This window comes from Gilvimarinus sp. 1_MG-2023 (assembly GCF_030548285.1).
This window is the reverse complement of the sequence record NZ_JAUOSC010000004.1, coordinates 144,010-167,949: the sequence shown is the minus strand read 5'-3', so window position 1 is coordinate 167,949 and position 23,940 is coordinate 144,010. Positions and strand designations below refer to the sequence as shown.

Sequence of the window (23,940 nt, the reverse complement as noted above, 5' to 3'; positions counted from 1 at the left end):
AAACGAGCCCTATAACGACAAATCCCGGCTCAAGAGCTGGGCTTTGTCCGCAACAACACACGTTTATTACTCAACCGCTACCGAGCCTTGCATCAATGCGTAGTGGCCGGGGAATGAGCAAATAAAGCTGTACTCTTTTGCCGCATCTAACTCGTCCACTTTAAAGCTCACCGATGTGCTTTCGCCGCCGCCAATAACATCGGTGTGCGCCAACACACGCTCGTCACCTGGCTTAACGTACTGATTCTCAAGCCCGGCGCTCATGCCATCTTGCACAACGCCCTGAATATTATCCTTTTCAGTCAGTACCCAGTTATGGCCCATGGCGTTTTTAGGCAAATTACCCGAGTGGGTTAAGTTGACGGTGAAGCTTTCGCAACTGGAAGGGATGCTGATGGCTTCAGTGTCAAAGCGCATTTGATCGGTACTGTCTACCGTCACTTCACACTCAGCTGCACCAGCGGTGGCCGCGCTAAACGCAAACACCAAGCTGCCGACTAGGGCGGTGATTTTCATAACTTGATTTTTGCACATCTATAACGTCTCCTTCTCGATAAATCGAGTGGGTCTCGTGAATGGTTTATGTCGGAACTCGATTAAACACAGCCAATGGGTGGGTGGTTGTAATCGCCAATTTCACCCGCTCGCCCGCAGCGGCACGGTTTTCGTGACTGACCCGCACTTTAATATCGCAACCGGCGTCAGTATCCACCGAGTATAAACAGGTGCCGCCCTCGTAGCGCGACCAGCGCACGGTGCCATTGCTGTCGCTGCCACTAGAGTGCATTGAAACATCGTCGGGACGCAGTAACAAGTCGACCTCCCCCGTGGCGCCATCGACCGGGGTGCCCGGTGCGGAGCCTAAATCGGTGGTCACATAACCCTGCTCAAGTCGCCCGGGAATAAAGCTTGCCTCGCCCAAAAAGCGCGCCACAAAGCGGCTGGCAGGCTCGCAAAAACAGGTTTCTGGTGGCGCTATTTGCTCCAACTTGCCGCGGTTTAAAATGCCGACCCGATCGCCTACCGACAGCGCTTCTTCCTGATCGTGGGTTACCCAAATAGCGGGCACACCAGCCTCTTTTAGCGCGTTGCGAATTTCCCAACGCAAACTGTCTTTTAATGCGGCATCCAAATTGGATAAGGGCTCATCCAGCAGGACGAACACAGGTTCATGAGCGAGGGTGCGCGCCAAGGCCACACGCTGTTTCTGGCCGCCGGATAAATTGGCGGGCTTGGCGTTGCGCAAAGCATTCAGGCCGAGCAGCTCCAGCCAGTGGTCGGCCAAGTGTGAATCTTTTAACCGAAAGTTCACATTTTGCTGCACGGTCAAATGCGGAAACAGAGCGAAATCTTGAAACACCATGCCCACGTTGCGCTTTTCCGGCGCGACCGTTGCTGTGGCACTGGCGCGCCAGGCGCCCAGCTCAATGCTGCCACCGCTGATAGGAATCAGCCCGGCCAGCGCCTGCAAAATGGTGGTTTTACCACAGCCGGTAGGCCCTACCAGCATCAGAATTTCATCCGCCCCCAGCGCCAGACTCAAATCGTCCACCACCCGGGTGGTGCCATAGTCTACAGATAGGTTTTGTACGCTCAGCATTCGGAGTCCCGCTTATCAATTACGTCAATATCCCCGCGGCGCTCGCCGCTGAACATTAGTGCCAGCCCCAGGCCAGACATTAACACCAGCAACAAGCCGGGGATGGCGGCGCGGCCAAAGTAACCCGCCTCATACACACGCCACAGGTAGGTGGCCAGTGTTTCAAAGCCGGTAGGCCCCAGCAAAAGTGTGGCCGGCAGCTCGCGCATGGCTTCTAAAAATACCAGCGCCGCGCCGGCAATCATACCGCGCATAGTCAGCGGTAAGGTAATACGAGTAAACGCCTCTTTGGGACTAGCACCAAGCAAACGCGCCGCTTTGACTAAGCTCGGGTCCAGACTTTCGGCGCTGGAACGAATGGAACCCACCGCCAGCGATAAAAACCGCAGCACATAGGCGATAATCAAAAGCCCCAAGGTTTGATACAAAAACGGTAGCTGCAAACCGACATAGACCAGCGCGGTGCCCATCACAATGCCGGGCACGCCAAAACCTAAGTAGGTTACCCGCTCCATTAAGCGACCCGCTCGCCCTGCTTGAGCGGCGTGGGCAACGGGAATGGCGACGATAACCGCCACCAGCGCGGCCAGCAGCGATGCGTAGGTGGAGTTCCAGGCGTAACTAAACTCAAAACCGGCACTGCCTTCGCGCACCAGCCACAGGGTAAAAATCGCCAGCGGCAACACAATGGAGAGCAGTACAACCGGCGCCGAGGCCAGTAACATAACAGCGCTTTGCCAGCGCGAGGGCCAAAGGGTCAGTTTGCGCCCCGGACGTTCGGGCGTCACCTTAACCCGCGACTCCAGAATCAGCACCAAAGCCACAATCACCAACAGCTGCAGCGACAACATGGCCGCCTGGCTTAAACCAAAAGCGTTGTACTCCACATAAATAACGCGAGTGAAGGTATCCAAACGCATAATGGCGGGAGTACCAAAATCCGACAGAGTGTAAAGCGCAGCCAACAGAGCGCCGGCGGCGACGCCGTTAACCACACGGGGCAAGACCACCGTCCAGAGGCTGGCCGGCAGCGACATGCCCAGCGTGCGCGCAGCGTTCACCAAGCTGGCATCCAAACTTAATAACGAGGCACGCGTGGTAAGCAGGACAAACGGATAGGTGTAGAGGGTCATAACCAAAGCGGCGCCGGGCAAACCGTACATGGCGGGTGTGGGCAGGCCCGTTAAGGCATTGATTTCGCCGCCTGGGCCAAAGGCCGCGTAGAGGGTAAAAGCGCCGATATAACTGGGCATGGCCAGGGGCGCAGCCAGCAGAATCAACCAAAACTTGCGCCAGGGCAAGTGCACATAGGCGGTGAGCAGGGCCAGTGGTACACCGATTAAAACCGAGCCGACCACGGTTAGCGCCATCAGGGCCAGCGTGTTGCCCAACACTTTCAGGTTATGGGCATCAAACAGCGAGGCCGTATCACTGGCGAGCGCCACCAGTACCCCCACAGGCACAAGCGCAAACAGCGCTATCAATAGCGCCAGTGGGTAAGAAGCTGGCCAGCGGGTCATAGCACGCCGACGCTGCGCATCAAATCCAGTGTCGGGCGCAAGTCCGCCAGACGGGTTAAGTCCATTTTAGGGGGCGATATAGTGTCCAGTGCGGGCAAGCCCTGCGGCGGTGCCAGACCGGCGACCAGTGGAATTTCGTAAGCTTCACTAGCCAGGTACGACTGCACTTCGCGGGTGAGCAGGTAGCGAATAAAGTTAATGGCCAGCTCACTGTCGTTGAGCGCCAAAATACCTGAGGCATTGACTAAGCAGCCCGCATCGTTGCGCGAGAAGGCCAAGCCCACCCGAGCATCGGGCTTGCCGGCTTTCAGGCGCAGGGTGTAATAGTGATTGGCAAACCCCAAGTCCACCTCGCCGCGCTCAACGGCCATAACCACACCCAGCTCACCGGCGTAGGCTTTGCCACGTTTTTTCATGGCCTTGAGCCACGCCGCTGTCGCCTTTTCACCTTCCAGCAAACGCATGGCAGTAATAAACGACTGGAACGAGGCATAAGCCGGTGCCCAACCAATTTTTAGGTCACTGTCAGGCAACGCCATGACATCGTCGGGAATTTGCTCGGGTGCAATACTATCGAGGTTGTAAGGCAAGGTGCGAATACGGCCAGTGACTGGTGCCCAGTTGGCGTAGCGAAAGCCTTCATTAAGCTGACCGGTTAAATCCGCCGGCAGCGGTTTGGCCAAGCCTGCACCATCGACTAAGCCGATAGCGCCGGAATCCACCGCCCAAAACACATCGGCCCGGCGCACACCGGCTTTGGCCTCGGCCACTATTGTGTTAGCCAGAGCCGCCGTCACACCGCGGCGTATATTGAGCTTAAATTTGGGGTTGCGCTTTTCAATGGCCTGCAGGACATTTTCGTACAGGCCGCCCTCACCGCGCCCTAAATAGAGCGTGAGTTCGCCTTCCAGAGCCGGCAACTGCTCAACCGATAGCGCCCCACCCTCGCGGGCAAAGGCGCTAAAAGACAAAGGCAAGCTGCCCAGTAAACCGGCCCCGGCCAGGGCCTGCAAGAATAATCTGCGTTGCACTTAGAAAACGTCCTTACGCTCTTTCTCGGCTTGCTCCAACAGTGATTTGGCTTGGTCGATTTTGCCTTGCATGGCGGTGACGACGGCGCGCACTTGATCCACAGTGCCTTTAGCGGATATAGCTTTAGGCAAAGTGACGTTGAAATCTTTTTCGAGATCTTCCACCAGACTGGCATCTTGCTCGATCAATGCGCCTTCAACACCTTCGAATAAATTCAGGTAGGTGTCGTGCACAATATCGGTCGCTTCTTGCGGCAGCTTTTCAGCGTACTTGGCAACCACACGATCCAGACGTTGGTTGACTTCGCTCAGCGCCGCTTGCGGGGTAGAAGGGCCAGCTGTGGTTTTGATTTTATCCAGCAAACCATTTTGCTGGTACTTGGCCGCTAGTTTAACGGCACCCAAGGCCTGCCACAATGCCTGCTCCAGCTTCTCTTGCTCAGCGCGCACTTCGGCGATTGGCTTGCCGGCATCGATAGCGCCTTTAATGCCGTACAAACCCTGCCAAATAGAGGCGTAAACGGGCACGTAATTGGTCTCAATGGCAGAGTGGAAGTCTACCTCTTCCCAGAAGTCGATTAACCGCTCCGATTTAGCCGCCTTAGTGCCCTTGTCCTCGTAGGTGGCAATCATGGCGTCGACTTTACCGATAATCCAGCTCACCTCTTCGGAGTATTCACCCAGATTGTCTTGCAGGTGGTTAACGTGCTCGCCAATAGGGCCATTGGCCAACGCCTGGCTCGCGCCAAACACAGTGACCAGGGTAAAGGTTGCTAAATATTGAATCGATGTGCGAATTACTGAGGTCATAACATTCTTCCGTTAGCAAATGACACGAGGCCGAGCCTCAAACAAGCAAATGATAACGATTATCAGCTATAAGGTAAAGCTACCAGCCCATTCTTTACCCAAGCTTACGGCCAGATTGTCATCAACGTTCACCTTTAGCCAAGTTCACTTGAACGGCCTCTTGATCGACAAAGCCCTGCTGGCGTCGAATAGCCACCAGCAACTCGTCATCGGCGTAGGCGCAACCGGTGGTACCCGGATCAAGTTGCGCTGCTTTGGCGGCCATTGCAGCGCTATGACCTTCACCCTGCTGCAATCGTGCCAGCATGGGCTGATAACCTGGCGGCCAGGCTTGAACGTCATTAAAGCTGGTGCGCAGCGCCCGCAAAATGCCCATGCCGGCAAAATCTAAATCGCCCCAGAAGTACACGGGGTATTGTGTGTTTTGGCTAAACCAGAAGGTTTCAAACAACACCCGACTGGCCTCGCTGGCCTGAGTGTAGGCAAACACCGCTTGGCCTTGTGTGCGAATGCGCTCGGCACTGAGGGCAAAACCCGAGCTATACACCAGTGCGTAGCGGGTTTGTGGTTGCCCGGCCAAACTCAAGAAGGTGTCTTGGTTTTCAATAAACAACACTTGAGCAAAGCGCTCGGGCAAATGCGCGCTGACCAACAGCGGGCGCGGTAAAACCCAGTGCGCCAATTCAGGGTAAAGCTGTTCCACCCACGCGCCGTGGCGATCCAACACCTTGGAGTTGCCGCGAAAGCAGCGCGCTGAGAGCTGGCGCAGTGTCATAGGCGCGCATAACTCTCGGCCGATCGCGAGCAGGCCGCGCAGGGTTTGTTCGGCGCCCAATTCGGGAATGCGAATTAAATGATCGGTTAAATGGTTTTTCAATGCGCCGTCGGCCAGGCGCTCCAACTCTTTGTGCCACACCAGGGCATAGGGGTCGAGCGCCGGGCGGTTTAACCACTGGCGCAAGCGCTCTTCGCAATCGGGCACCAGCCACAGCTGGGCGCCCTCGTAGGCTTCCTGAAAGGGTTTGACCTTGGCTTTTTTAATAGTTAGCAGCTGGCAGTCTTTATCCAGACTCTCCACCAGCGCCCATAAAAAGTTTGTGTCTTCATTAAAATCAAAAAGCTCGGCAGCGGTTTTAGCGCTGACTTTCAGGCTGGGTTTCACTCCGCGTTCGAGTTTATCCAGCAGACTGTGCAGCAGTCTTTGAATTAATGGCTCATCCAGCCACACCGGTTTTTGCGCCGCGCTTTTCATTTAGCTTTCAAACTCTTCCATAAAATCCAACATGGCTTGATGGCGCACCGTCTTGCGATGGTTTTGCCACAGCGTGCGAATTTTGTCTTGGTTACAGGCTTTGCGGTCCACCAGCACGCGGGTGTTTAACTCGCCAATGGGTTGCGCCGTGGGGCATTTGCTAAATACAAATTGATTGCTGATTAAATCCATAAACGGGCCGGACTTACTGCTGGGCATAATAAACAGTAGTTGCAGGCCTAATGTTTCGGTTAAGTAATGAATAACCTCGCGCGAGCGGTTTTCATCCATTTTAGAGAAGGCTTCATCCACCAAAACCATACGCAGATGGTTATCGCCTTCGTTAAAACGAAAAGCGCTGGTAACAGCCGCAGAGCGAATAATATAGGCCGGAGTTTCCAGCTGGCCGCCGGAGCCCGTGCCGTATTGACTCAGGGCGATGGCCGCTTTACCCTCGGGCTCTTTGTAAATTTCGTAGTAGCGGTAATTGCGGTAATCGCTAATGCGCGACAATTCGCGCAGTGCCACTTGCTCGTCTTTATCGAGCAGCATATCGAGCATACGATCGCGCACCTGGCAGGCTTTATCCGACAGCTCGGCCTCAAACAAGCTGGTGCCATCGCCCAGGTTGGGCACGGCGATGACCTCGGTAAAAAAGCGCCAGTAATCTTTAAATTCGGGCACCCACGAGTAGCCGAAATAAAAACGCTCTCGGTCGGCGCCAAAGCGGTGGTGCTCCAGCTCTTTGTTGAGATCTTTAAGCGTGCGCTCACCGTCTTTTACCGCCTGATAAATCGAGTGGCATAAGTTAGTGACAAAAGCGGTATTAAAACTGTCGCGCAATTCGGCCAACTGTTCGTGTTTATCCACCAATACATTATTTTTAAGGCGGTTAAACAGTGACTCAACTTCATTGCCCATCGCCAATACCCGGCGGAAACATTCAATGCCGTGCGCTTCACCCAGGCCGGTATCGTATACAACCGCATCGTGTTTATGACAATGTTGGTTGTGCTGCAAAATAGCGCTGTGCAGAGCGCGCTCGTGAGCCACTAATTGCTGTTTTAAGGTTTCGATATTATCGATGAAGGTAAAATTATCGGCCGCCTGTTCCGCAGCTTGAGAGGCGTTGCCAATGGCGTTTTCAACATCCAGCTCTGGGTAGTGATCGGCCATTAAGTAGAAGGCCTGCTCGGCATCGTCTTGAGTTTCGGCCAGAGCATCTTGCGCATCGGCCAGCTGATTTACCTGGCGGGCGATGGTGCGCTCGCGCTCTTTTAGCTTGCCCGCCTCTTCCAATATGTTGCGATGGTTTTCTTCTTCGGCCCGGTAGTTCTGTTTTAGGTCGGCCAGCTCTTGCTCTAAATCATTAAAGTCGGTTAAATCCAGCTGCGCCAGTGCGCGTTCGGCGCTTTGAATACTGCGGTGGCACTCCATCATGGCGGCAATGGCTTCACCGCAATGCACCGGCTGAATTTTATCCACCAGTTCTACAATACGGGCCAACTGTTGATAGTTTTGCTCGCACTGCTGGGCGTCTTCCAGCAGTTGTTCGCACTCGCGCATTTTGGCTTTGAGCGCGCGCTCGCGAGCGTGTTGCCCAAACACCAGTTCACTGTCATCCAAGTCGCAGCGCCACATGCTGTAGTTACCGCTGCCCAAACCTTCGGGAGTAATACCACGGGCGGTTTGGCGCAGTGCTTCGGCATCGTCTACGCGCAATACGTTGCCGTAGGAGGCGCGCAGATAATACTCGGCGGTTTTATGGCTAAAAGCCATAACGTCGAGAATGGAGCCGGCCGGTGACTGCCAGCGCTCGGCATCGCGGCGCGCTTTTTCGCCCTGAATAACCCGCGCTTTGTTGCGCCGCCCCCCTGGCATAGCGCGCACCAAGCGCATAGCTTCCGCCTCGTACTCCGGCTCCACCACAATCGAAAAGCGCGCGCCGCCTAAGTAACCCTCAATGGCCATTTGCCAGTGGGCATCGAGCACATCAACATAGTCACATAACACACAGGGCTGGGCACCCGGCAGCGCTTGTTCAATCGCCTGCAGAGCCGCTTCCACATAGGGCGGGTAGTTCACTTTTTGGCTTTGCAGTAAAGCCACGTCTTTTTGTTTTTGTTTCAGTTTGCTATTGGTGTCCTGACGTTTGCGTTCGGCCTGCCCTAGCAGCTGCGCGATTTGTTCGCGCAGGCTCTGCCCCGTGGTGCTGAGCGCATCGCTGTGCAGCGCCTCGGCCCACTGTAAATGTTCGGTTTCGGCGGCTTTAATCTGGGTGACATCACTCTCTAGTTGTTCAATGCCAACCCAATCTTTGTTGACCAGCTGGCCTAAATCCACATCCACCTGAGATGCGGTTGCCACCACTTTTTGCCCAAGTTGACGCAAGGCTTTACTGTCGAGTGCAGGAATATCCACCCCCAGCGAGCATTGGCTAAGCTGCTGTAACAATTGCTCGCTGGCCTGCACATTGCGTTGTAATTGCTGGCTTTGCTCGTGCACAGGACGCGCTTTGCCAGCCAAATCACGTGTGCTATTAGCAATGGCCTGTTCCAGCTCATCTTTGGTTTTTAAGACATCAATACCCTGGCGCTTGGCCTCTAGTGCCACTTGCGCGTCGTGAAACTGGCGGCGGCGATTGTCACTGTCGCGCTCGGCCAATTCATTGGCGGCTATCTGCTCGTGAATATTTTTTTGTTCGGCTTTGGCGCTGAGGTAACCGCGCTGCGTAGCTTTTACCTGGCGAGTCGCCTCACTGTATTCGGCCAATTGCCGCTCGATCCATGTATCCACATAGTGCCTGGAGCAATCGCGTGCACCTTCTAAGGTGGTAATGGAGTCGCGAATGGCGCGGGTGTCTGATTCCATTTGATGAATGGTTTTCATCAAATCCGACACATTGCGAATGGCATCGCCCAAATCGCGCGGTTCCAAAATCTCCCGGGCAACAAAATCGGTAATACTCTTTACCGGCTTGTAAGCCATAAAGTTGGCAAAAGTACGCGCGGCGTGCTTGGCTTCGCGATCGGATACCGCGTCTTTACGGCCGCGCAATGCCCCGTACAGGCGCCGCAGATAGGCGCCTTTTTTATCGTACTGCTCAACGGCGCCGGCTCCGTACTCTTTTTTCAGTAGCGTGACTACATCGGTCAGTGGTACGACATGTTTACCGTCTTTATAGCTTTTCACAAAATGCGATAAGCTGAGCTGCTCGCCAGGCACGACTAAAAACAACAACTCATCCAGTCGCGCTTGTTTTTGACTGCCAGCACTGTCCAGATGTGCCCGCACACACATTACCGCGGTGAAAGGCTCCCCGCTCTCGCCCTGGGTGGGGTGAAAAATACCGGCCACGTAACCGTCTACCGTCCAGGGTCTGGCGTAGCTGCCATCGTCGCAGCCCAACACATAAGAGGCCAGGGTGCGCACTTGTTTGCCACCGCGCCCGCGCTGGGTGGTTTCATCTTGCCCTGGGTTGTAATTAAACAAATTTTCGTGGGCGGCCGTCATCAAGGTTTGAATGGCATCGGCGGCGGTGGTTTTACCCGAGCCGTTGCCACCGGAGAATAAATTAATCGGGCCAAACTCAAACTCTAATTGTGGAATATTGCCCCAATTGACGAAAATACCGCGCTTTAAAAACATCAGTCGGTTGCCTCGTCAGTGGTTGGGGTTATCAACGTCTCAGCGTTGTCAGACTCCACCGCAACGGTGTCATCAGTGGCCGGGGCGCTATCGGCCAGGGTCTGCAATACCTCATCACTGACAAAACTGGTGATGCCCGGCTGAATAGAAATCCAACTCTCGTCGCTATCGAGGTCATCTTCCAGTTGGTATTGGATTAAACGCAGTTGCTTTAAGCGGCGAAACAATTGTTTGCGCTCGACCAATCCCTCGGGCAGGGAGCGCTTGAGTAAGTTATTCATCGCAATAGCCAACCCCTCCAGCGACAACATGGCCCGGCCTTTTTCATCCACCTGCCCTTCGCGCAGATTTTTCTGATACTCAGCGCGCAGCACCAAAATAACAGCGACCTCTTGCTGGCTGGGGCGCATCCGAAAGCCATTATTAAATGGGCTGTTATCGTCATCGGCCACACCGGGCACCTCGGCGCCGGGTGGGAATACTCGCACAAAAGCGAATTGTCGATCGTGCTGTAGCCTGACCCCAATAACGGCGAGGTACTCTTCGACCAGAGCCGAACACTGTAGATAGCGGTCGTAGAGGCTGGCCTCGGTTTGGCTTTCATCCCGGCACAACACGCCGTAATCGAGTAAGCGTATCATTAACTCGGAAAATTCCTGCCGCGATAATTGTAAAGGGGCCAGTACTTCGTTTAAGTAGTCGTCTAACATAGTTACTCGTGTGCGCTTTGTTCACTAAGCGAAATTAAAAATTCGTCGGCTTCGGTAAAAAAATCTGTATGTAACGTTTTACCGGTTGGCTCCACATGGAATGCTTGTTCACTGGATAGATTATTGTGCGATGCCACCTCGATAATGTGCGCCATGGCTAACAGGTCGCGAGCACTGTCAATGGGCAGGTGCCGGGTGGATATTTGCCGGCCATCGCGCAGGGACTTTTCCACATAATGGCGCAGTCCCGAATTGTCCATAGCAAAGGCTTGATCCAGCATTTGTTGAATTAACAGTTCGCGCTCGGCTTCGCTGTCGAGCGGTGGTTGTTCGGCGACCTGGGTGTTAACCAGAGCTGCTTTGCGGCGCTCTTGTAAGCGCATAGCCGCCGGATCGATTAATTGCACGCGCATACCGGCCATGGCATTGGCCGCTCGCCCTAACCGCTCATTCATAGCCGACTCACTTAACTCGGCCAACTGCTGACAGATATCAACTAAGTCATTATTGTTTTGACTGTTTAGGTAGCTCAACTGGCGAATAATTATATCCGCCCGCTTGGTAAAGCTGTGCAGCGCCCGGCGCAGAGCGGGCAGCATAATTTCTGCCGCATTGCCCATACGTTTTTCAATAGTATCGAGAATGGTCCACAATACCGATTGCCCCGGCAGCGCCAACTCGGGAATTTGGCGACGTAATTGACGCTCCACTTCCGCTTTGTACTCTTTAGGTTTGCGGCGAATTTTAGCAATCGCTTTGCCGATTTGATCGCGGTGTTTTTCGACGCTGTCAGCCGACAAGCGCACCGCCACATCGGGCTGAAAGCGTTTTTCCATAAACTCAAAAAACTGATCGGTGGCCTGCTGCACCAATTGTTGCGACTCCACCTCGCGCACCAGCTCGCGCTTGCGTTCTTCTAGCTCGGAGATGACATCGGTAAAGTCGGTAACAATGCGCTCGGAATATTCAAAAGCATCGAGTAAATCGTGTACTTCACCGCGGTTATGAAAAGCATCCAGCGCATTGAGAGTATTGCGGGTGTTGCGGTGGCGGGTACGAATACGGGTGGTGTCCGACTCCACTAATGGCTGAGTGAATAAACGCCCCAACCGGCTAAAAGGGTAGGTTGACTGCAAGGTGGCGGTATCGACTTGTTTTTCCAGCCAGCCACTGTCGAGCAGTTGCTTCATCACCCACTGAGCTTTTTCCCGCAAGGATTTAAAACGCTGCGGACTGTCGCCAATGTCGTCCGACTCGTGAGCTACTTCTTGGGGGGCACGCGCCAGTGCTTCGGTCAAAATTTCCAACAGCTGATCACGCGATAATGCGTGGCCGTAATCGGCGTTGGAACTGTACAGGCGCTCGTACAGTAAGCACAAACACTGGGCGATAGACTCGCGGTATTTACCGGTTAAAGGCTTAAAAAAGTCCTGGCGTTCGGGGGTAAAAAACATGTGCGAATATTTGCTTATTTATTGATCGGCAGTAGATCTTTATCAACCGCTCGATATTTGGGTGCGGCAGGCTTTGGGCTATTGTGACGGCGCACTTGCCCTGTTGCAATCAAATTATTGCTTTATAAGTTGCGAGCGCTTAATATACGAAACATATACAGATCATATATTGAAATTTAGGGCCGATCATCTTTATGGGTATTGTTAAAATTTCCGACCAAATGCACGACCATCTTCGCTCCGCCAGTCAGGTGATGGAGCGCTCTATCAATGCTCAGGCCGAGTTTTGGATGAAAATTGGTCGCCAGGCAGAAAGAAACCCCACGCAAACCTTTAGCGAAATCATACAGCGAGCACTGCAAGCGCAGGAACAACAAAATCATGAATAGAGTTATTTTAAAGGGGCCCGATGCCATCGCCAAAATGCGCCGTGCCGGTCAATTACTGGCGCAAGTGTTCACCGAACTTGACCACCGAATGTTGCCTGGCGTTACCACCATGGCTATTAATCAGTGGGTGGAGCACTATATTCGTCACGAGCTGGCCGCTAGACCGGCAAGCCTCGGGCAGTACGACTACCCCTATAGCTTAAACGCCTCTCCGAACCATGTGGTATGCCACGGCTTTCCCACAGAGACACCCATGCAGGAAGGCGATATCGTCAATATCGATATTACCCTCGAAAAAGATGGCTATATTGCCGATTCCAGTAAAACCTACTGTATAGGTCAGGTTTCATCTGGCGCGCAAAAGTTGGTCGATGCGACCTATACCGCCATGTGGCAAGGCATTAAGGCGGTTAAACCCGGCAACACATTAGGCGACATCGGCCACGCCATCGACACCTACGCTCGCCAACAGGGCTACAGTGTGGTGTTGGATTATTGCGGCCACGGCATTGGCCAACAAATGCACGAAGCGCCCCAGGTATTACACAGCGGCCGTGCCGGCACGGGCCTAACCTTAAAGCCAGGAATGACTTTTACCATTGAGCCGATGATCAACCAGGGCCGCAGCGCCACCCGCACGCTGAGAGATCAGTGGACAGTGATCACTCAAGATAAACAGTTATCGGCTCAGTGGGAGCACACCGTACTGGTGACGCCCACCGGCGTAGAGGTGTTAACACTGCGCCCGGAAGAGGCACAAAGAAATAGCGCACTCGGTTAGGGGCAGGGGTAACTCGCCGCCTGCCCGGTCACGGTTTCCCACAGAGCCTTAAGCAGCGAGGTTTCGTCGTCCGTATCTTGAGTTAACTCCCACACCATAATCCCACAGGTGTGGGTTTCGGTTAATGCGGCTTTGGCGCGAATAGTGGGCAAACCGTTGTAGTAATCATTACCCACCCGACTGCGGCAAGCATTATTAGGGTCAGCCGCCACCAAGTCTTTGTATTGTGCATAAGAGGGGCGCGCGTAAAAAGGCACACCAAGCACCGTCTTTTCGCGGCTTAGCCCACGAGCCTGCCAATATTCCACCGCCTCATGGGCATACGCCAAACTGGAGTGGTGCTCCTGATCGTAATTGTCGTAAGCCATGATATTGAGAAAATCCACCCATTCAAAAACCTCTGGGTCAATATACTGCCCCGCCCAATCACCGGAACCGACCACCGCAGCCGTTAAGTAGTGCGTGTCCGGCAGCGCATCCAGAGCGACCCGCAGCTCTTGCATAAGCGCAAGATAGCCGATTTTTTCGGCAGGGTTGTCCGGGTGCTCCCAATCCATATCGACACCGTCAAGCTGAAACTCCTGAACCATCGCCACCACGGCTTCGACAAAACGTGTGCGGGTTTCCGGCTTGGCCGCCAAAGCCGCAAAGGCGCTGTCATCCCCTCCATTCCAACCGCCCAGAGCAATACCAACCTTTACACCCACCCCGTGGGCCATGGTGACTAAAGCACTTAAGCGGTTTTCACTTGCCTCCCCCATGGGCTTTAATCGGCCATCGGCCTCGGGCTGAGCAAACGAGTAATTGATGTGGGTTAAATACTGCAATTGAATTCGGGTTAACTCACCCTGCCAAGAGGGAACATAGCCCACTCTATATTTTCCGGCGGGACAGGCTGTAACATCTGTGTGCAGCGATGACGAACTCAGGTGGTTAACACTGACGGTGCTCTGGCCTGCGGTGTTTTCACCCGGACTTCCGCACCCGGATACAAAAAGTAAACTCAAGAACCATAGTGCCACATGATTTTTGTACATTTATTATTTCCTCACCGGGTATGCCGCAAGGCAACCCTCGACACACCCTCGCCAACAATGTTAATTACCGGACCAGAAGCTTCCAACTCATTTAGATACTTTATATCACAATTAATATTATTAACGGGTAGATATTACCATTCTTTTTCACCCATGCCCCTGCAGGAGCCAACCAGCAGCTGCCCTGCGGGCGCCCCATCTGTGGGCAGCCTTAATTATTCCGCACCACAAACGTTACTCATGGTTACACCCGGCCGCACCAAAAAAGGTTTTATATTTCCTTAAAGCACCAGATTATCACCTTCTAATTCCCTTATAGAATATAAATAAATATACGGCGCATTTCATAATAAATTAATATAAAAACCGTAACTTAAAGTAGCGCTCAAGTAACACAGGAGTAACATAATTCCGTAGAATAGCTCTCGTACTCAAGAGACGGGGTACTTTTCGAATACGTTTTACTTTATTGGCATTTATGAGGACTTGTTCATGTTTACTTTTTCTAAACGCAACACACTTACAACTCTTATAGCGGGCATTTCACTCGCCGCATCGGTATCTGCGTCAGCCGCCGTACGCTACGTAGACGGCACGGTAGAGTCTGTCGATTACGAGACCAAGAGCTTCACGATCATTGAAGCTCAAACAGGTGAAATCAACACCTATAACTTTCCTGGCCGCCCTAAGATCGACATTGACGGTCGCAAGCAGCGCTCTATGTCAGCACTTGAGGCAGGCCAAAATGTTGTATTGCGCCTTCGCACCGAAGAGAAAGCCGAAGAGAAAAGCGCTCACCACCTCGTGAAAGGTGAAATTTTAGAAATTAATCGCAGTCAAGGCTTGGCTCTTATTCGCCCACTTAACGGTACCGCACCACGTGTGGTTGAATTACCGAGCGATGTAGCCATCTCAGGTCTGCACTCTGGCGCCGGCGTTGAAGATTTGAAAGAAGGTCACCTGGTGACCCTGAAGTACACAAGCCTATAAGTATTCGATCGCAAAGCAATAAATTAGATATAAGTAAGAACAGCCAAAAAAATGCCCTCATAAAAATGCCCGGCTCTGTGAGCCGGGCATTTTTTATTGCAAGTTATTAACCGTAAGCTGTCAGTGGATTGTCACACCGCCCTACCCGCACCGCGTAACATCGCCTGAATTAATTCATCCACATCAAATTTTGTTAGGGCTTCATTGGCGCCAACCTGATGCGCTTGGCTGACACTGATTTCGCTAGAAATTGAGGTATGCAAAATAATGTAGGCTTGGGCCAGTGCAGCGTCATCCCGAATCGCAAAAGCCAACTCATAACCATCCAGACCCGGCATTTCAATATCACTCACCAATAGATCAATCGGGTGCCCAGCTTGCGCCTCGGTCCGCATGATATCCAAGGCCTCTTGACCATTAGCGGTAATTTGGAAGCTGACGCCGATACTCTTAAGTGCGTCCGATAGCTGTTTGCGGGCAACGGAGGAGTCATCCACTACCAATATATTTAACGCTTGTAGCACGTCTGCTTGCTCTTGGGGCAGTACTTGCGTCGACTCGCTGGTTTCTAACCCAAACAACTTGGCGAAGATATGCTCAACATCCACCAGTTGCACCAGTTGATCATCCACCTTGGTAACACCGGTGACGCAAGCACTGCGCCCTAAGCTTTTAGGAGGTGGCTCAATGTCACTCCAGTTGCAATCGACAATACGATCCAGCGAGCGCACTAAAAAACCAATGGTTTTGCGCTGACAATCGGTAATAATGATGTAGCTATCGCGATATTCGTCTGCCGCTAGAGGTCTACTGCCTATGGCCAGGGCCATGTCGACAACGGGCATGGTGACCCCGCGTATATGGGCTGTCCCCAAAACCGCTGGGTGCTGCTCGGGCAGTTGCGTGAGCTCAACGAAAGGTACGATTTCTTTAATTTTCAGAGTGCCCAGAGCAAAACGCTGCTTGGGAGTCAGCCAAAACAGCAATATACCTTGAGAAATCGTTTTGGCTTTCATGGAATTCTCCATTAGAGAGGATTACCTATTACATTCGATGACAGCTGTCACTATCGATTAATAGCCGCTATTGGTAAATACTATCTACCGGCAAATAGTATCTATCGGTCAATATAGCATTGTCTTTAGCCCACGGCACCGGCCGACTCAGTTTTATCGGATGGCACTTGGTACACCCTTATTTGAATATCAGCCTGGTCTATTAATGGCCCGGCACTGAACAGCCGCTCTTGCTGTTGTCGATTAGTACTCCAGTAGTGCGGTGTCATTTTCAGTAGATTTTCTATTTGCTCGGCCGACTCCAGCTGCAAGGGAATAGTGACCGTTCGCTGTTGCAGCTGCTCAAAACCGGAAAAATACTGTTCAGGCTTATCGCTCTCATAGCTTCGCACCTCATCGTATAAACGGTTGCGCAATTCACTTAGGTGCGACTCGGTAGGGCCCACATAGATCATATAGCCTCCGGGCTTAGTGACCCGGGCAAACTCTGTGGGTTCTACTCGGCAAAAAATCGAGAGTACAGCATCAAAACTGGCGTTCATATACGGCATATCAGCGACACTGGCAATGCACCAGGGCATGGATTTGCGGCGCCGACTACACGCCATAATACCCTCTTTAGAAATATCCAAACCGGCCACCTGTAAGCCGCGCTCTGACAATGCAGTGCTGTAATAGCCTTCACCACAACCGGCATCGAGCAAGCTACTAATACCGTACTGACCACAGACCTCTGCTAAAGCGTCAACTAATGGAGCGTAAAAACCCGCATTCAAAAATTGCTGGCGAGCTTCGATCATCATTTTATTATCGCCGGGCTGTTTTGAAGCCATGCGGTGCGAAAGCAATAAATGCACATACCCTTTACGCGCCCGATCAAAATTATGGCCCTCCGCGCACACGTAACTATTTCCCTCTAATTGCAAAGGAAAGTGGCACACGGGACATCGATACTGAAACCAAAATTCTGTCACTCAGACCTCAATAGCTCTTATTTAAAAAATATCGATTCAAACCGGGCATGGCACCCCTGAATCGCCTGTTATATGATTGACATCTAACTCTAAGGGGTTGGCACAAAAAAGGCACCAACAATAACGTTACAGGACGACAATATGGGCACTTCCGCAATCATTCTGCTAGCCATGACCGCATTTTTCGCCATCCGAGGCTATTTTACCGGAACTTATGGCTCCCTTGTGCGGACGATTTCTTTTCTAGGCGCTTATGGCGCGGCCTTTTACTTTTCCAAGCAGGCCGCCCACCAAGTCAAGCAAAACACACCCCTGGATGGCATATTAGCCTACATTGTCGGCGGCATGGCGGTTTTCATTGTGGCCATGGTCGCCATTCGAATTGTATTTTGGGTGCTGGCCAAAATGACACCGGGCGGTGATCGCAAACCCAGCCAAGTATCGCGCATGGGCGGACTGGTCATTGGCGGGATTATCGGTGGTTTTATCGGATTATTGCTTGTGTATTTGCTGGGCATTTACACCTCCGCCAAAGAAGCTAACGCACCAGATTATGCCACCACCGCCAAGCAAGCTGACCCTGTGGACCGAATTGCCAAAAGTGCTGTTAGTAAGTCTGTCGGGGCCATTATGTCCGCCAGCGGCGCCAATGAAAGAAACATAAAGCTGACCGAAAGCTTTGTTGCCAACCCCGTCGACAGCGTCGACCGTGTTACCCGAGTCACCCAAAGTCCGGATTTACAATCACTGTTAAAAGATCGCCGCTCTCAACGCTTACTTAAACAGGGTGATATTGATGAGCTGATGAAAGTACCTGAATTTCGCCGATTGATGAATGATCAAGATATGCGCGAACTTATGGCAGCTTCAGGACTGGATGTTAACGATGAAGACTCGGCCCGCCAAACGGCACAGAAAATTGCCCAAGGCTGGCAGCGTATTGACGCTGTGAAAAACGATACACGTGTACAAAAAATCATTAACGATCCAGAATTTCAGCGCAAGCTACAAGCGGATAATAAACTGGGCTTGCTGACCAGCCCCCAATTAAACCAGCTAGCAGAAATTATTTTCGTAGAGACAGCAGGCTCTGCCGGGGTGTTGGCGGGGTCGGATAATTACAAGATTCAAGACGTTAAAGCGGGTGAAAGTGCTGACTACAACTCGGACTCTGAAGGCACCATCTACCGCCATGTGGATGAAAACGGCAAAGTGCAATATACCGACAAACCTGTCGATTAATGGCCTAGTGACACGCTACTTCAGGAGTGTAAATAGACAAGCAATAAACAAGGCAGCCCAACGTGGGCTGCCCAACCAAGTTTAATCGACAATACGATCGACTCGGCCATTATCAAAATGTACCACACGGGTATTAAAGCGATTTCTCCAGTACTTCCACTCATCATTTTCGACCGAATGGGTTTCGTGAGCTGGCGGATAACCACGAGCTAATAAAACCGCCGCCTTGCTCATCCCCTCTCGCACATCTCCGGCCTCAATGGCCTCGCGCTCAGCAGCACTAAAGCTAGACAAGCTCACTTTGCTTTTAGCAAAGTAGCGATCAAATATCTCCGACATACCAGCTTGTGTGTATTTCTCGATGTTGATTAGAACAAGATCGGCACCATCATCCAGCAGCGTAAATTCAACGACCTTGCCTCCTATGTCCCGCACCTTAATTTCGGAGTTAATGGGTAACAACCGCTCCACTGCGTAATTTACAGTTTCGTGTTCACTCCGATAAATCCATAAATTGCGCTGAGTGTAATAAGTCTCACCCACACTAGACTTCAACTCACTTGGCACACTGGAAAAACAACCCGCCAGTAATGCCGCTAGGCTGGCAAGGATCGTAAGCTTAATAAACCGCTTCATATTCATCTCCTTTGCTATGTAGGAACCTAAAAAATGCTTAACCTTCCGGAAAATATATTGTAGCGACTCAAACGCTAAAAGCAAAAAAGCCCTCCGGTTAGAGAGGGCTTTTTTTAGCAAGCAAGTCGCAACCGATTAGGGCAGCAAGTGCTTAACTCCGTCGCGCTCTTCTTTCAGTTCGTTCTCGGTGGCTGACATTTTCTCTTTCGAGAAATCATTCAGCTCAATGCCTTGAACGATTGACCAGTCGCCATCTTTACACACGCACGGGAAGCCGTAGATCAGCCCCTCATCAATGCCGTAAGAGCCATCTGAGTAAACACCCATAGTGACATAGTCACCTTCTGGTGAGCCCAGCGCCCAATCGCGCATGTGGAAGATCGCAGCGTTAGCTGCCGATGCTGCCGAAGAAGCACCGCGAGCCTTGATGATGGCCGCGCCACGTTGTTGTACGGTGGGGATAAAGTCGTTTTCGTACCAGCTTTGCTCAATCAGCTCCATAGCATTGGTGCCAGCCACAGATGTGCTGTGAACGTCTGGGTACTGAGTCGCTGAGTGGTTACCCCAAATGATCACGTTCTTCACGTCGTTGAGGCTCTTACCGGTTTTTTCAGCCAGCTGGCTGATGGCGCGGTTGTGATCCAGACGCATCATGGCGGTGAAGTTACGTGGGTCCAGATCCGGCGCATTGCGCTGGGCAATCAGGGCGTTGGTATTGGCGGGGTTGCCGACAACCAGCACTTTAACATCGCGCGAGGCGTGATCGTTCAAGGCCTTACCCTGAACAGAGAAAATAGCAGCGTTGGCTTCGAGCAAATCTTTGCGCTCCATGCCCGGGCCGCGTGGGCGAGCACCCACTAACAGGGCGTAGTCAGCGTCTTTAAAGGCTACGTTTGGATCGTCGCTGCAAACCATGCCGGCCAACAGAGGGAAGGCACAATCGTCCAGCTCCATGGCAACACCCTTGAGGGCTTCCAGAGCCGGGGTGATTTCCAGCATTTGCAGAATCACTGGCTGATCTTTGCCCAGCATTTCGCCAGCGGCGATGCGGAACAACAGGGAATAGCTGATTTGACCAGCTGCGCCGGTAACGGCAACACGTACAGGTGCTTTCACGATAGATCTCCGTAGTTTGCAGGTGGCCGCGGGATGGCCGCTATCCGCCTGTCAATTAAGTAGAACCGTTATGCGAACTGACAAACCCGCCTTTGCCCCACTTTCCCACACACGGTCGGCGCGGGTATCGGCATCGGCTGAGCTTGTGGGATAAATCCACAGCACGGTGACGGGCGGGTATTATAGGCTATTGAGAGAAAATTTCATCCATTGCCGTAAAACTCCCCCTATTAAGCACCCCGGCGGCGATGCAGAGAAAACCACAAACACCCTTGAGCCATTGCACCGCAAGCCAACATAGCCAGCATTACCACAGGCAAGGTATGGGGCAACAACCCGGACAGAGCGCTCATCACGCCTGCCCCACCGAACTGAAAAGCCCCCAGCAAAGCCGCTGCCGCCCCGCCGTTATGAGGGAAATGCTCCATATAACAAGCCTGTAGATTGGGCGACAGCGCCCCGTGAGCACCAATGGTCAGCATCATGGCAGGCAAAAACACCCAAATCGACCCATGCATAAGCGCGCAAATCACCAAGCACAACAGCCCTACCCCCTGTAGCGCCGTTGCACCGCGCAAAATCGCAATTGAACTAAAGCCGCGAGTCAGCAAAAAACGATTAAACAAATTACAGCTGAACATAGCCACAATATTGGCGCCAAACATCAGGGCAAAAGTATCGGCCGAGCGGCCAAAGTGGTTTTGATAAATAAAAGAACTGTGGGTAATAAACACCATCATTACCGAAAAAGCTCCCACCTGCCAAAGCAAGTACACCAATGCAGGCCGGGTAGCGAACACCGCCCCATATGCACGAAGCAACCCCGGACGAGGCTGTGTAGTGGCAGCTTTAGCAGCCGGCACACCAACCGCATCACCCGCCAGCACCATCAGCAAAACCGGTATCAACAAAAGCGCATAAGCCGCCATAAAAACAAAGATACCCATCCAGGGACCTACTTTAAGCAGCAAACTGCCCACGCTCGGTGCAATGGCAGGTGCCGCCACCAGAATCAGCCCTAGCAGTGAAAACAGCTTGGCGGCTTCCTGGCCACTAACCCGGTCGCGCACCATAGCGGGCACAGACACCAGCACCCAACCTGCACCCAGCGCCTGTAAAGCGCGCCCCGCCAAAAAATGCGGCAGCGTGTGCAAGTACACCAATAGCGCACTGGCCAGAGCAAACAAGCCCAAACCGGCGAACAGTACCGGTTTGCGGCCCAATTGGTCCGATAGCGGGCCACCGATCAGCTGCCCTATAGCCAGAAAAAAAATATACACCGACACACTGACCGCCACCGCCTGGGACGACACGCCCAAATCCTGCGCAATCGCAGGGAAAGCGGGTAAGTAAGTGTCCAGCGAGAACGGACCCAGCATCATCGCTGCAGCCAAGGCGACCACGAGCGTCAGTGGGATAGAGGAACTGCGATAGGGCATAACGGGCCAAGCAAGAATGGAAGAAGTAACTCAGCGGCTATTATAACCTCCGAAATAACGGGTGCCGCAGGTCTTTGCACTACCTTGCAATTTTGCCAGTTGGAACGGAGAACGGAGAACGGAGAACGGAGAACGGAGAAAATTAACGACCAGATACAAAAAAGGCAAGCCATTGGCTTGCCTTTTTAAGGTGAAACAAAGTGCTATTTAGATAGCAACGATGTTCTCAGCCTGTGGGCCTTTTTGGCCTTGAGTTACGGTGAACTCAACTTTTTGGCCTTCGGCCAAAGTTTTAAAGCCAGAACCAGAAATTGCACTAAAGTGTGCGAAAACGTCTGGACCAGACTCTTGCTCGATGAAACCAAAGCCTTTAGATTCGTTGAACCACTTAACGGTACCAGTAGTAGTAGACATAATAGATATCCTGTAAAAAATATATTAAAGATGCCTTGTCAGGGCATGTGTAGCGTGAAAACAGGCGGAACTTTAATACCAACAGGACGATGTACTACAAGAATGCAACGTAATGAAGACTGTACAAAGAGGCTTACTTTCTAGCTACGACCAAGTTATAGAGAATCCACACCCAAGTCAAGCTTTATTTAGTAAAACACCCCAAAGACCCTTTCCCTGATGTTATTAACCTTTACCAATAACCCTTCACAACCTATTTCTACCATAGAATCCATTGAGCTTGCTATCCACTACCGGAAAAAAATAGACAAAAAATAGCACCTCCGATAAAAATGCCGCCCAAATCACAAACCTTGTCGATAATTGCGCCAAAAAAGCAACCCGGAACCGTCCGGAGCCAAGCGCTATCAACGACTTACCCCCTACAAACTGCAAAGCGCAGCGAGCTTAAAAGCATATACAGAGTCTGTTATATAACCTTCTTCATAAGCCAGCACCGGAGATAAGTCGCTCCTCACCCAGAGCGCCAAACCTAACCAACCTCTTCAGCAACTGTTGCCTGTGCTTTTCGGAACAAGCCAGTCACTCTGTACCGGACACTCCACTGTATCCGTCGAGGGTATCCCAATGCCGAATCTAACGGGTCCATTAAGGCGGCGGGAATTACAGCGCCTGCCAACAACCGCGGGTTATGTGATGACAGCTCAACCTGGCAGCCCCTCGAACTCTGGCACTTCCCCTAACTCCCCATACCAACCAGCTTTGCTTGATGAAAAAATGTGCGCTGTTGGCGCCATAGAAAGTTTAGTATCCAGGCACCCTGCTGGTACAACGAGCAACCCTGCGCTCTGAGTATTCGGCAGCGCTGAACCACAGAGCTTACAAAAGCTTTTGCTATGACGAGTACCTGGAAGCGTAAAAGAAGTCACAGCATCCGCCCCCGACCGCCAGACCAATTTAGCTGACTGCGAGAATAGGTTTGCCGCATAAGCCGAACCCGTATCTTTTTGGCAATGCTGACAATGACACAGGTAAAAGCTATCAAAGTCACCTTTTAGCTCAAAGCTCACAGTGCCGCACAAACAAGAACCGAAATAATCAGACATCAGAATCTATTCCATGGCCAGCGAATGAAGTACGCAAACACCGCGATAAGCTGTAGTTTTTAAATTGTACTTTTTCCATAAAATGGAGCGAAGCGAAATGGCAAATGTGCAACTTAATAACCATCAGCTTGATTGCTTTGTTATGTGCTCTTAAGAGTTACATATTATATTATATTTGCTTTTTCTTTCTCTACTTTATAAGCCTTGTGATCACTTATTAATTGCACCTTTCTTTCTTCCAGCACGTCATCCGAGACCATTTCACAATTCATTGATTTGTGGCCCATTGAAATTTCTAATGTTTCTCTATTAATTGAGACATATAAATTACGCTCTGACTCCAGCGCTTCCAAGACAAAAATAATGGAATCATCCATTACCAAAGCATTGTCTGTTTCGTACGGGTGCGCCTCACCAATTTCATTTTCTGTGTACTCACCCATATAGACGTATGAACCTACGTTTCCGATTCCTTTTTCTTTGTTGTAATACAGAACAAAGGTGTTTGCCATAAGAGGGCTTCCACTGAAGCGCTTTTTTTGGCACAGAAACTTTGTGGCGCCTATAAATTCATTTTCAGAAAATTCACGCTTTTTTTCGAAGCAGCCAGATAAAACGACAATAAATATTAAAAATAATAAACCTCGGAACATCTAGCACTCTCCATTAGTTTGAAATTAGCCTTGGCCACATAAAGCCAAGCTTACCTGCAAATATTGCGAAGAGCGTTTTTGTGCAAAATGGAACTACGCGACATACACAAAAACGAGCGTAG

At 51.8% G+C, this 23,940-nt stretch carries 22 protein-coding genes and 1 pseudogene; 4 read left to right on the top strand and 19 right to left on the bottom strand.

The window, feature by feature from the left end:
* Window positions 1-66: 66 nt before the first annotated feature.
* From azu to Q4563_RS07545, 9 genes are all read right to left on the bottom strand, one after another.
* Window positions 67-534, bottom strand: a complete 468-nt coding sequence (gene azu, locus Q4563_RS07585; RefSeq protein WP_336623031.1) for an azurin — start codon at window positions 532-534, stop codon at window positions 67-69.
* A gap of 46 nt (window positions 535-580) precedes the next feature.
* Window positions 581-1,600: an ABC transporter ATP-binding protein gene (locus Q4563_RS07580; protein ID WP_303604133.1), complete on the bottom strand. Its 1,020-nt coding sequence runs from the start codon at window positions 1,598-1,600 to the stop codon at window positions 581-583.
* On the bottom strand, window positions 1,594-3,120 hold the full coding sequence (locus tag Q4563_RS07575) for an ABC transporter permease (RefSeq protein WP_303604132.1): 1,527 nt from the start codon (window positions 3,118-3,120) through the stop codon (window positions 1,594-1,596). The genes Q4563_RS07580 and Q4563_RS07575 overlap by 7 nt, the downstream gene beginning before the upstream one ends.
* Window positions 3,117-4,151, bottom strand: a complete 1,035-nt coding sequence (locus Q4563_RS07570) for a substrate-binding domain-containing protein (RefSeq protein WP_303604131.1) — start codon at window positions 4,149-4,151, stop codon at window positions 3,117-3,119. The genes Q4563_RS07575 and Q4563_RS07570 overlap by 4 nt, the downstream gene beginning before the upstream one ends.
* Window positions 4,152-4,961 carry a hypothetical protein gene (locus Q4563_RS07565; RefSeq protein ID WP_303604130.1) on the bottom strand — a complete coding sequence of 270 codons (810 nt, stop codon included), beginning with the start codon at window positions 4,959-4,961 and terminating at the stop codon, window positions 4,152-4,154.
* Window positions 4,962-5,082: 121 nt separating this feature from the next.
* A complete protein-coding gene (locus Q4563_RS07560) occupies window positions 5,083-6,213 on the bottom strand; it encodes a Wadjet anti-phage system protein JetD domain-containing protein (RefSeq protein ID WP_303604129.1) in 1,131 nt (376 codons plus the stop codon).
* Window positions 6,214-9,861 carry an ATP-binding protein gene (locus Q4563_RS07555; RefSeq protein WP_303604128.1) on the bottom strand — a complete coding sequence of 1,216 codons (3,648 nt, stop codon included), beginning with the start codon at window positions 9,859-9,861 and terminating at the stop codon, window positions 6,214-6,216. It abuts the gene before it with no gap.
* Entirely contained in the window at window positions 9,861-10,571 is a 711-nt protein-coding gene (locus Q4563_RS07550; RefSeq protein WP_303604127.1) for a DUF4194 domain-containing protein, read from the bottom strand. Before Q4563_RS07550 ends, Q4563_RS07555 begins: the two co-directional genes overlap by 1 nt.
* A gap of 2 nt (window positions 10,572-10,573) precedes the next feature.
* Window positions 10,574-12,025 carry a Wadjet anti-phage system protein JetA family protein gene (locus Q4563_RS07545; protein ID WP_303604126.1) on the bottom strand — a complete coding sequence of 484 codons (1,452 nt, stop codon included), beginning with the start codon at window positions 12,023-12,025 and terminating at the stop codon, window positions 10,574-10,576.
* A gap of 194 nt (window positions 12,026-12,219) precedes the next feature.
* On the opposite strand from Q4563_RS07545, the gene Q4563_RS07540 reads away from it, so the two are divergent.
* On the top strand, window positions 12,220-12,414 hold the full coding sequence (locus Q4563_RS07540) for a ParD-like family protein (RefSeq protein ID WP_215975395.1): 195 nt from the start codon (window positions 12,220-12,222) through the stop codon (window positions 12,412-12,414).
* Complete coding sequence (map, locus tag Q4563_RS07535; protein ID WP_215975394.1) at window positions 12,407-13,195, top strand: type I methionyl aminopeptidase; 789 nt, start codon at window positions 12,407-12,409, stop codon at window positions 13,193-13,195. Before Q4563_RS07540 ends, map begins: the two co-directional genes overlap by 8 nt.
* On the opposite strand, the gene Q4563_RS07530 is transcribed toward map, so the two are convergent.
* The gene (locus Q4563_RS07530; protein WP_215975393.1) at window positions 13,192-14,232 is read right to left on the bottom strand and encodes a glycosyl hydrolase family 18 protein; all 1,041 of its coding nucleotides are present in this window, start codon (window positions 14,230-14,232) and stop codon (window positions 13,192-13,194) included. The two genes, map and Q4563_RS07530, sit on opposite strands and share 4 nt — an antisense overlap.
* A gap of 492 nt (window positions 14,233-14,724) precedes the next feature.
* Between Q4563_RS07530 and Q4563_RS07525 the strand changes: the two genes are divergently transcribed.
* Window positions 14,725-15,222, top strand: coding sequence for a hypothetical protein (locus Q4563_RS07525; protein WP_215975392.1), 498 nt, complete (start codon window positions 14,725-14,727; stop codon window positions 15,220-15,222).
* 131 nt (window positions 15,223-15,353) lie between these two features.
* Here Q4563_RS07525 and Q4563_RS07520 read toward each other — a convergent pair whose 3' ends face one another.
* From Q4563_RS07520 to Q4563_RS23610, 3 genes and pseudogenes are all read right to left on the bottom strand, one after another.
* On the bottom strand, window positions 15,354-16,238 hold the full coding sequence (locus Q4563_RS07520; protein WP_215975391.1) for a chemotaxis protein: 885 nt from the start codon (window positions 16,236-16,238) through the stop codon (window positions 15,354-15,356).
* Window positions 16,239-16,363: 125 nt separating this feature from the next.
* Entirely contained in the window at window positions 16,364-17,041 is a 678-nt protein-coding gene (locus tag Q4563_RS07515) for a methyltransferase domain-containing protein (protein WP_303604125.1), read from the bottom strand.
* Window positions 17,042-17,086: 45 nt separating this feature from the next.
* A pseudogene (locus Q4563_RS23610) lies at window positions 17,087-17,179 on the bottom strand (putative RNA methyltransferase); the annotation flags it as partial.
* A 174-nt stretch (window positions 17,180-17,353) separates the two neighbouring features.
* Here Q4563_RS23610 and Q4563_RS07510 point away from each other — a divergent pair.
* Window positions 17,354-18,454 carry a CvpA family protein gene (locus Q4563_RS07510; protein ID WP_215975389.1) on the top strand — a complete coding sequence of 367 codons (1,101 nt, stop codon included), beginning with the start codon at window positions 17,354-17,356 and terminating at the stop codon, window positions 18,452-18,454.
* Window positions 18,455-18,535: 81 nt separating this feature from the next.
* On the opposite strand, the gene Q4563_RS07505 is transcribed toward Q4563_RS07510, so the two are convergent.
* From Q4563_RS07505 to Q4563_RS07480, 6 genes are all read right to left on the bottom strand, one after another.
* A complete protein-coding gene (locus Q4563_RS07505; protein WP_303604124.1) occupies window positions 18,536-19,090 on the bottom strand; it encodes a hypothetical protein in 555 nt (184 codons plus the stop codon).
* Between the two features lie 135 nt (window positions 19,091-19,225).
* Window positions 19,226-20,206 carry a malate dehydrogenase gene (locus tag Q4563_RS07500; protein WP_215975387.1) on the bottom strand — a complete coding sequence of 327 codons (981 nt, stop codon included), beginning with the start codon at window positions 20,204-20,206 and terminating at the stop codon, window positions 19,226-19,228.
* Between the two features lie 230 nt (window positions 20,207-20,436).
* Window positions 20,437-21,645: a multidrug effflux MFS transporter gene (locus tag Q4563_RS07495; RefSeq protein WP_303604123.1), complete on the bottom strand. Its 1,209-nt coding sequence runs from the start codon at window positions 21,643-21,645 to the stop codon at window positions 20,437-20,439.
* Window positions 21,646-21,852: 207 nt separating this feature from the next.
* Entirely contained in the window at window positions 21,853-22,059 is a 207-nt protein-coding gene (locus Q4563_RS07490; RefSeq protein ID WP_215975385.1) for a cold-shock protein, read from the bottom strand.
* Between the two features lie 704 nt (window positions 22,060-22,763).
* Window positions 22,764-23,165, bottom strand: a complete 402-nt coding sequence (locus Q4563_RS07485; RefSeq protein WP_303604122.1) for a GFA family protein — start codon at window positions 23,163-23,165, stop codon at window positions 22,764-22,766.
* Between the two features lie 164 nt (window positions 23,166-23,329).
* Entirely contained in the window at window positions 23,330-23,818 is a 489-nt protein-coding gene (locus Q4563_RS07480) for a hypothetical protein (RefSeq protein WP_303604121.1), read from the bottom strand.
* Window positions 23,819-23,940: the final 122 nt, after the last annotated feature.

Coding starts and splice junctions, on each gene's coding strand:
- azu (WP_336623031.1), bottom strand. CDS start 534: ATGTGCAAAAATCAAGTTATGAAAATCACCGCCCTAGTCGGCAGCTTG.
- Q4563_RS07580 (WP_303604133.1), bottom strand. CDS start 1,600: ATGCTGAGCGTACAAAACCTATCTGTAGACTATGGCACCACCCGGGTG.
- Q4563_RS07575 (WP_303604132.1), bottom strand. CDS start 3,120: ATGACCCGCTGGCCAGCTTCTTACCCACTGGCGCTATTGATAGCGCTG.
- Q4563_RS07565 (WP_303604130.1), bottom strand. CDS start 4,961: ATGACCTCAGTAATTCGCACATCGATTCAATATTTAGCAACCTTTACC.
- Q4563_RS07560 (WP_303604129.1), bottom strand. CDS start 6,213: ATGAAAAGCGCGGCGCAAAAACCGGTGTGGCTGGATGAGCCATTAATT.
- Q4563_RS07555 (WP_303604128.1), bottom strand. CDS start 9,861: ATGTTTTTAAAGCGCGGTATTTTCGTCAATTGGGGCAATATTCCACAA.
- Q4563_RS07550 (WP_303604127.1), bottom strand. CDS start 10,571: ATGTTAGACGACTACTTAAACGAAGTACTGGCCCCTTTACAATTATCG.
- Q4563_RS07545 (WP_303604126.1), bottom strand. CDS start 12,025: ATGTTTTTTACCCCCGAACGCCAGGACTTTTTTAAGCCTTTAACCGGT.
- Q4563_RS07540 (WP_215975395.1), top strand. CDS start 12,220: ATGGGTATTGTTAAAATTTCCGACCAAATGCACGACCATCTTCGCTCC.
- map (WP_215975394.1), top strand. CDS start 12,407: ATGAATAGAGTTATTTTAAAGGGGCCCGATGCCATCGCCAAAATGCGC.
- Q4563_RS07530 (WP_215975393.1), bottom strand. CDS start 14,232: ATGTACAAAAATCATGTGGCACTATGGTTCTTGAGTTTACTTTTTGTA.
- Q4563_RS07525 (WP_215975392.1), top strand. CDS start 14,725: ATGTTTACTTTTTCTAAACGCAACACACTTACAACTCTTATAGCGGGC.
- Q4563_RS07520 (WP_215975391.1), bottom strand. CDS start 16,238: ATGAAAGCCAAAACGATTTCTCAAGGTATATTGCTGTTTTGGCTGACT.
- Q4563_RS07515 (WP_303604125.1), bottom strand. CDS start 17,041: ATGATGATCGAAGCTCGCCAGCAATTTTTGAATGCGGGTTTTTACGCT.
- Q4563_RS07510 (WP_215975389.1), top strand. CDS start 17,354: ATGGGCACTTCCGCAATCATTCTGCTAGCCATGACCGCATTTTTCGCC.
- Q4563_RS07505 (WP_303604124.1), bottom strand. CDS start 19,090: ATGAAGCGGTTTATTAAGCTTACGATCCTTGCCAGCCTAGCGGCATTA.
- Q4563_RS07495 (WP_303604123.1), bottom strand. CDS start 21,645: ATGCCCTATCGCAGTTCCTCTATCCCACTGACGCTCGTGGTCGCCTTG.
- Q4563_RS07490 (WP_215975385.1), bottom strand. CDS start 22,059: ATGTCTACTACTACTGGTACCGTTAAGTGGTTCAACGAATCTAAAGGC.
- Q4563_RS07485 (WP_303604122.1), bottom strand. CDS start 23,165: ATGTCTGATTATTTCGGTTCTTGTTTGTGCGGCACTGTGAGCTTTGAG.
- Q4563_RS07480 (WP_303604121.1), bottom strand. CDS start 23,818: ATGTTCCGAGGTTTATTATTTTTAATATTTATTGTCGTTTTATCTGGC.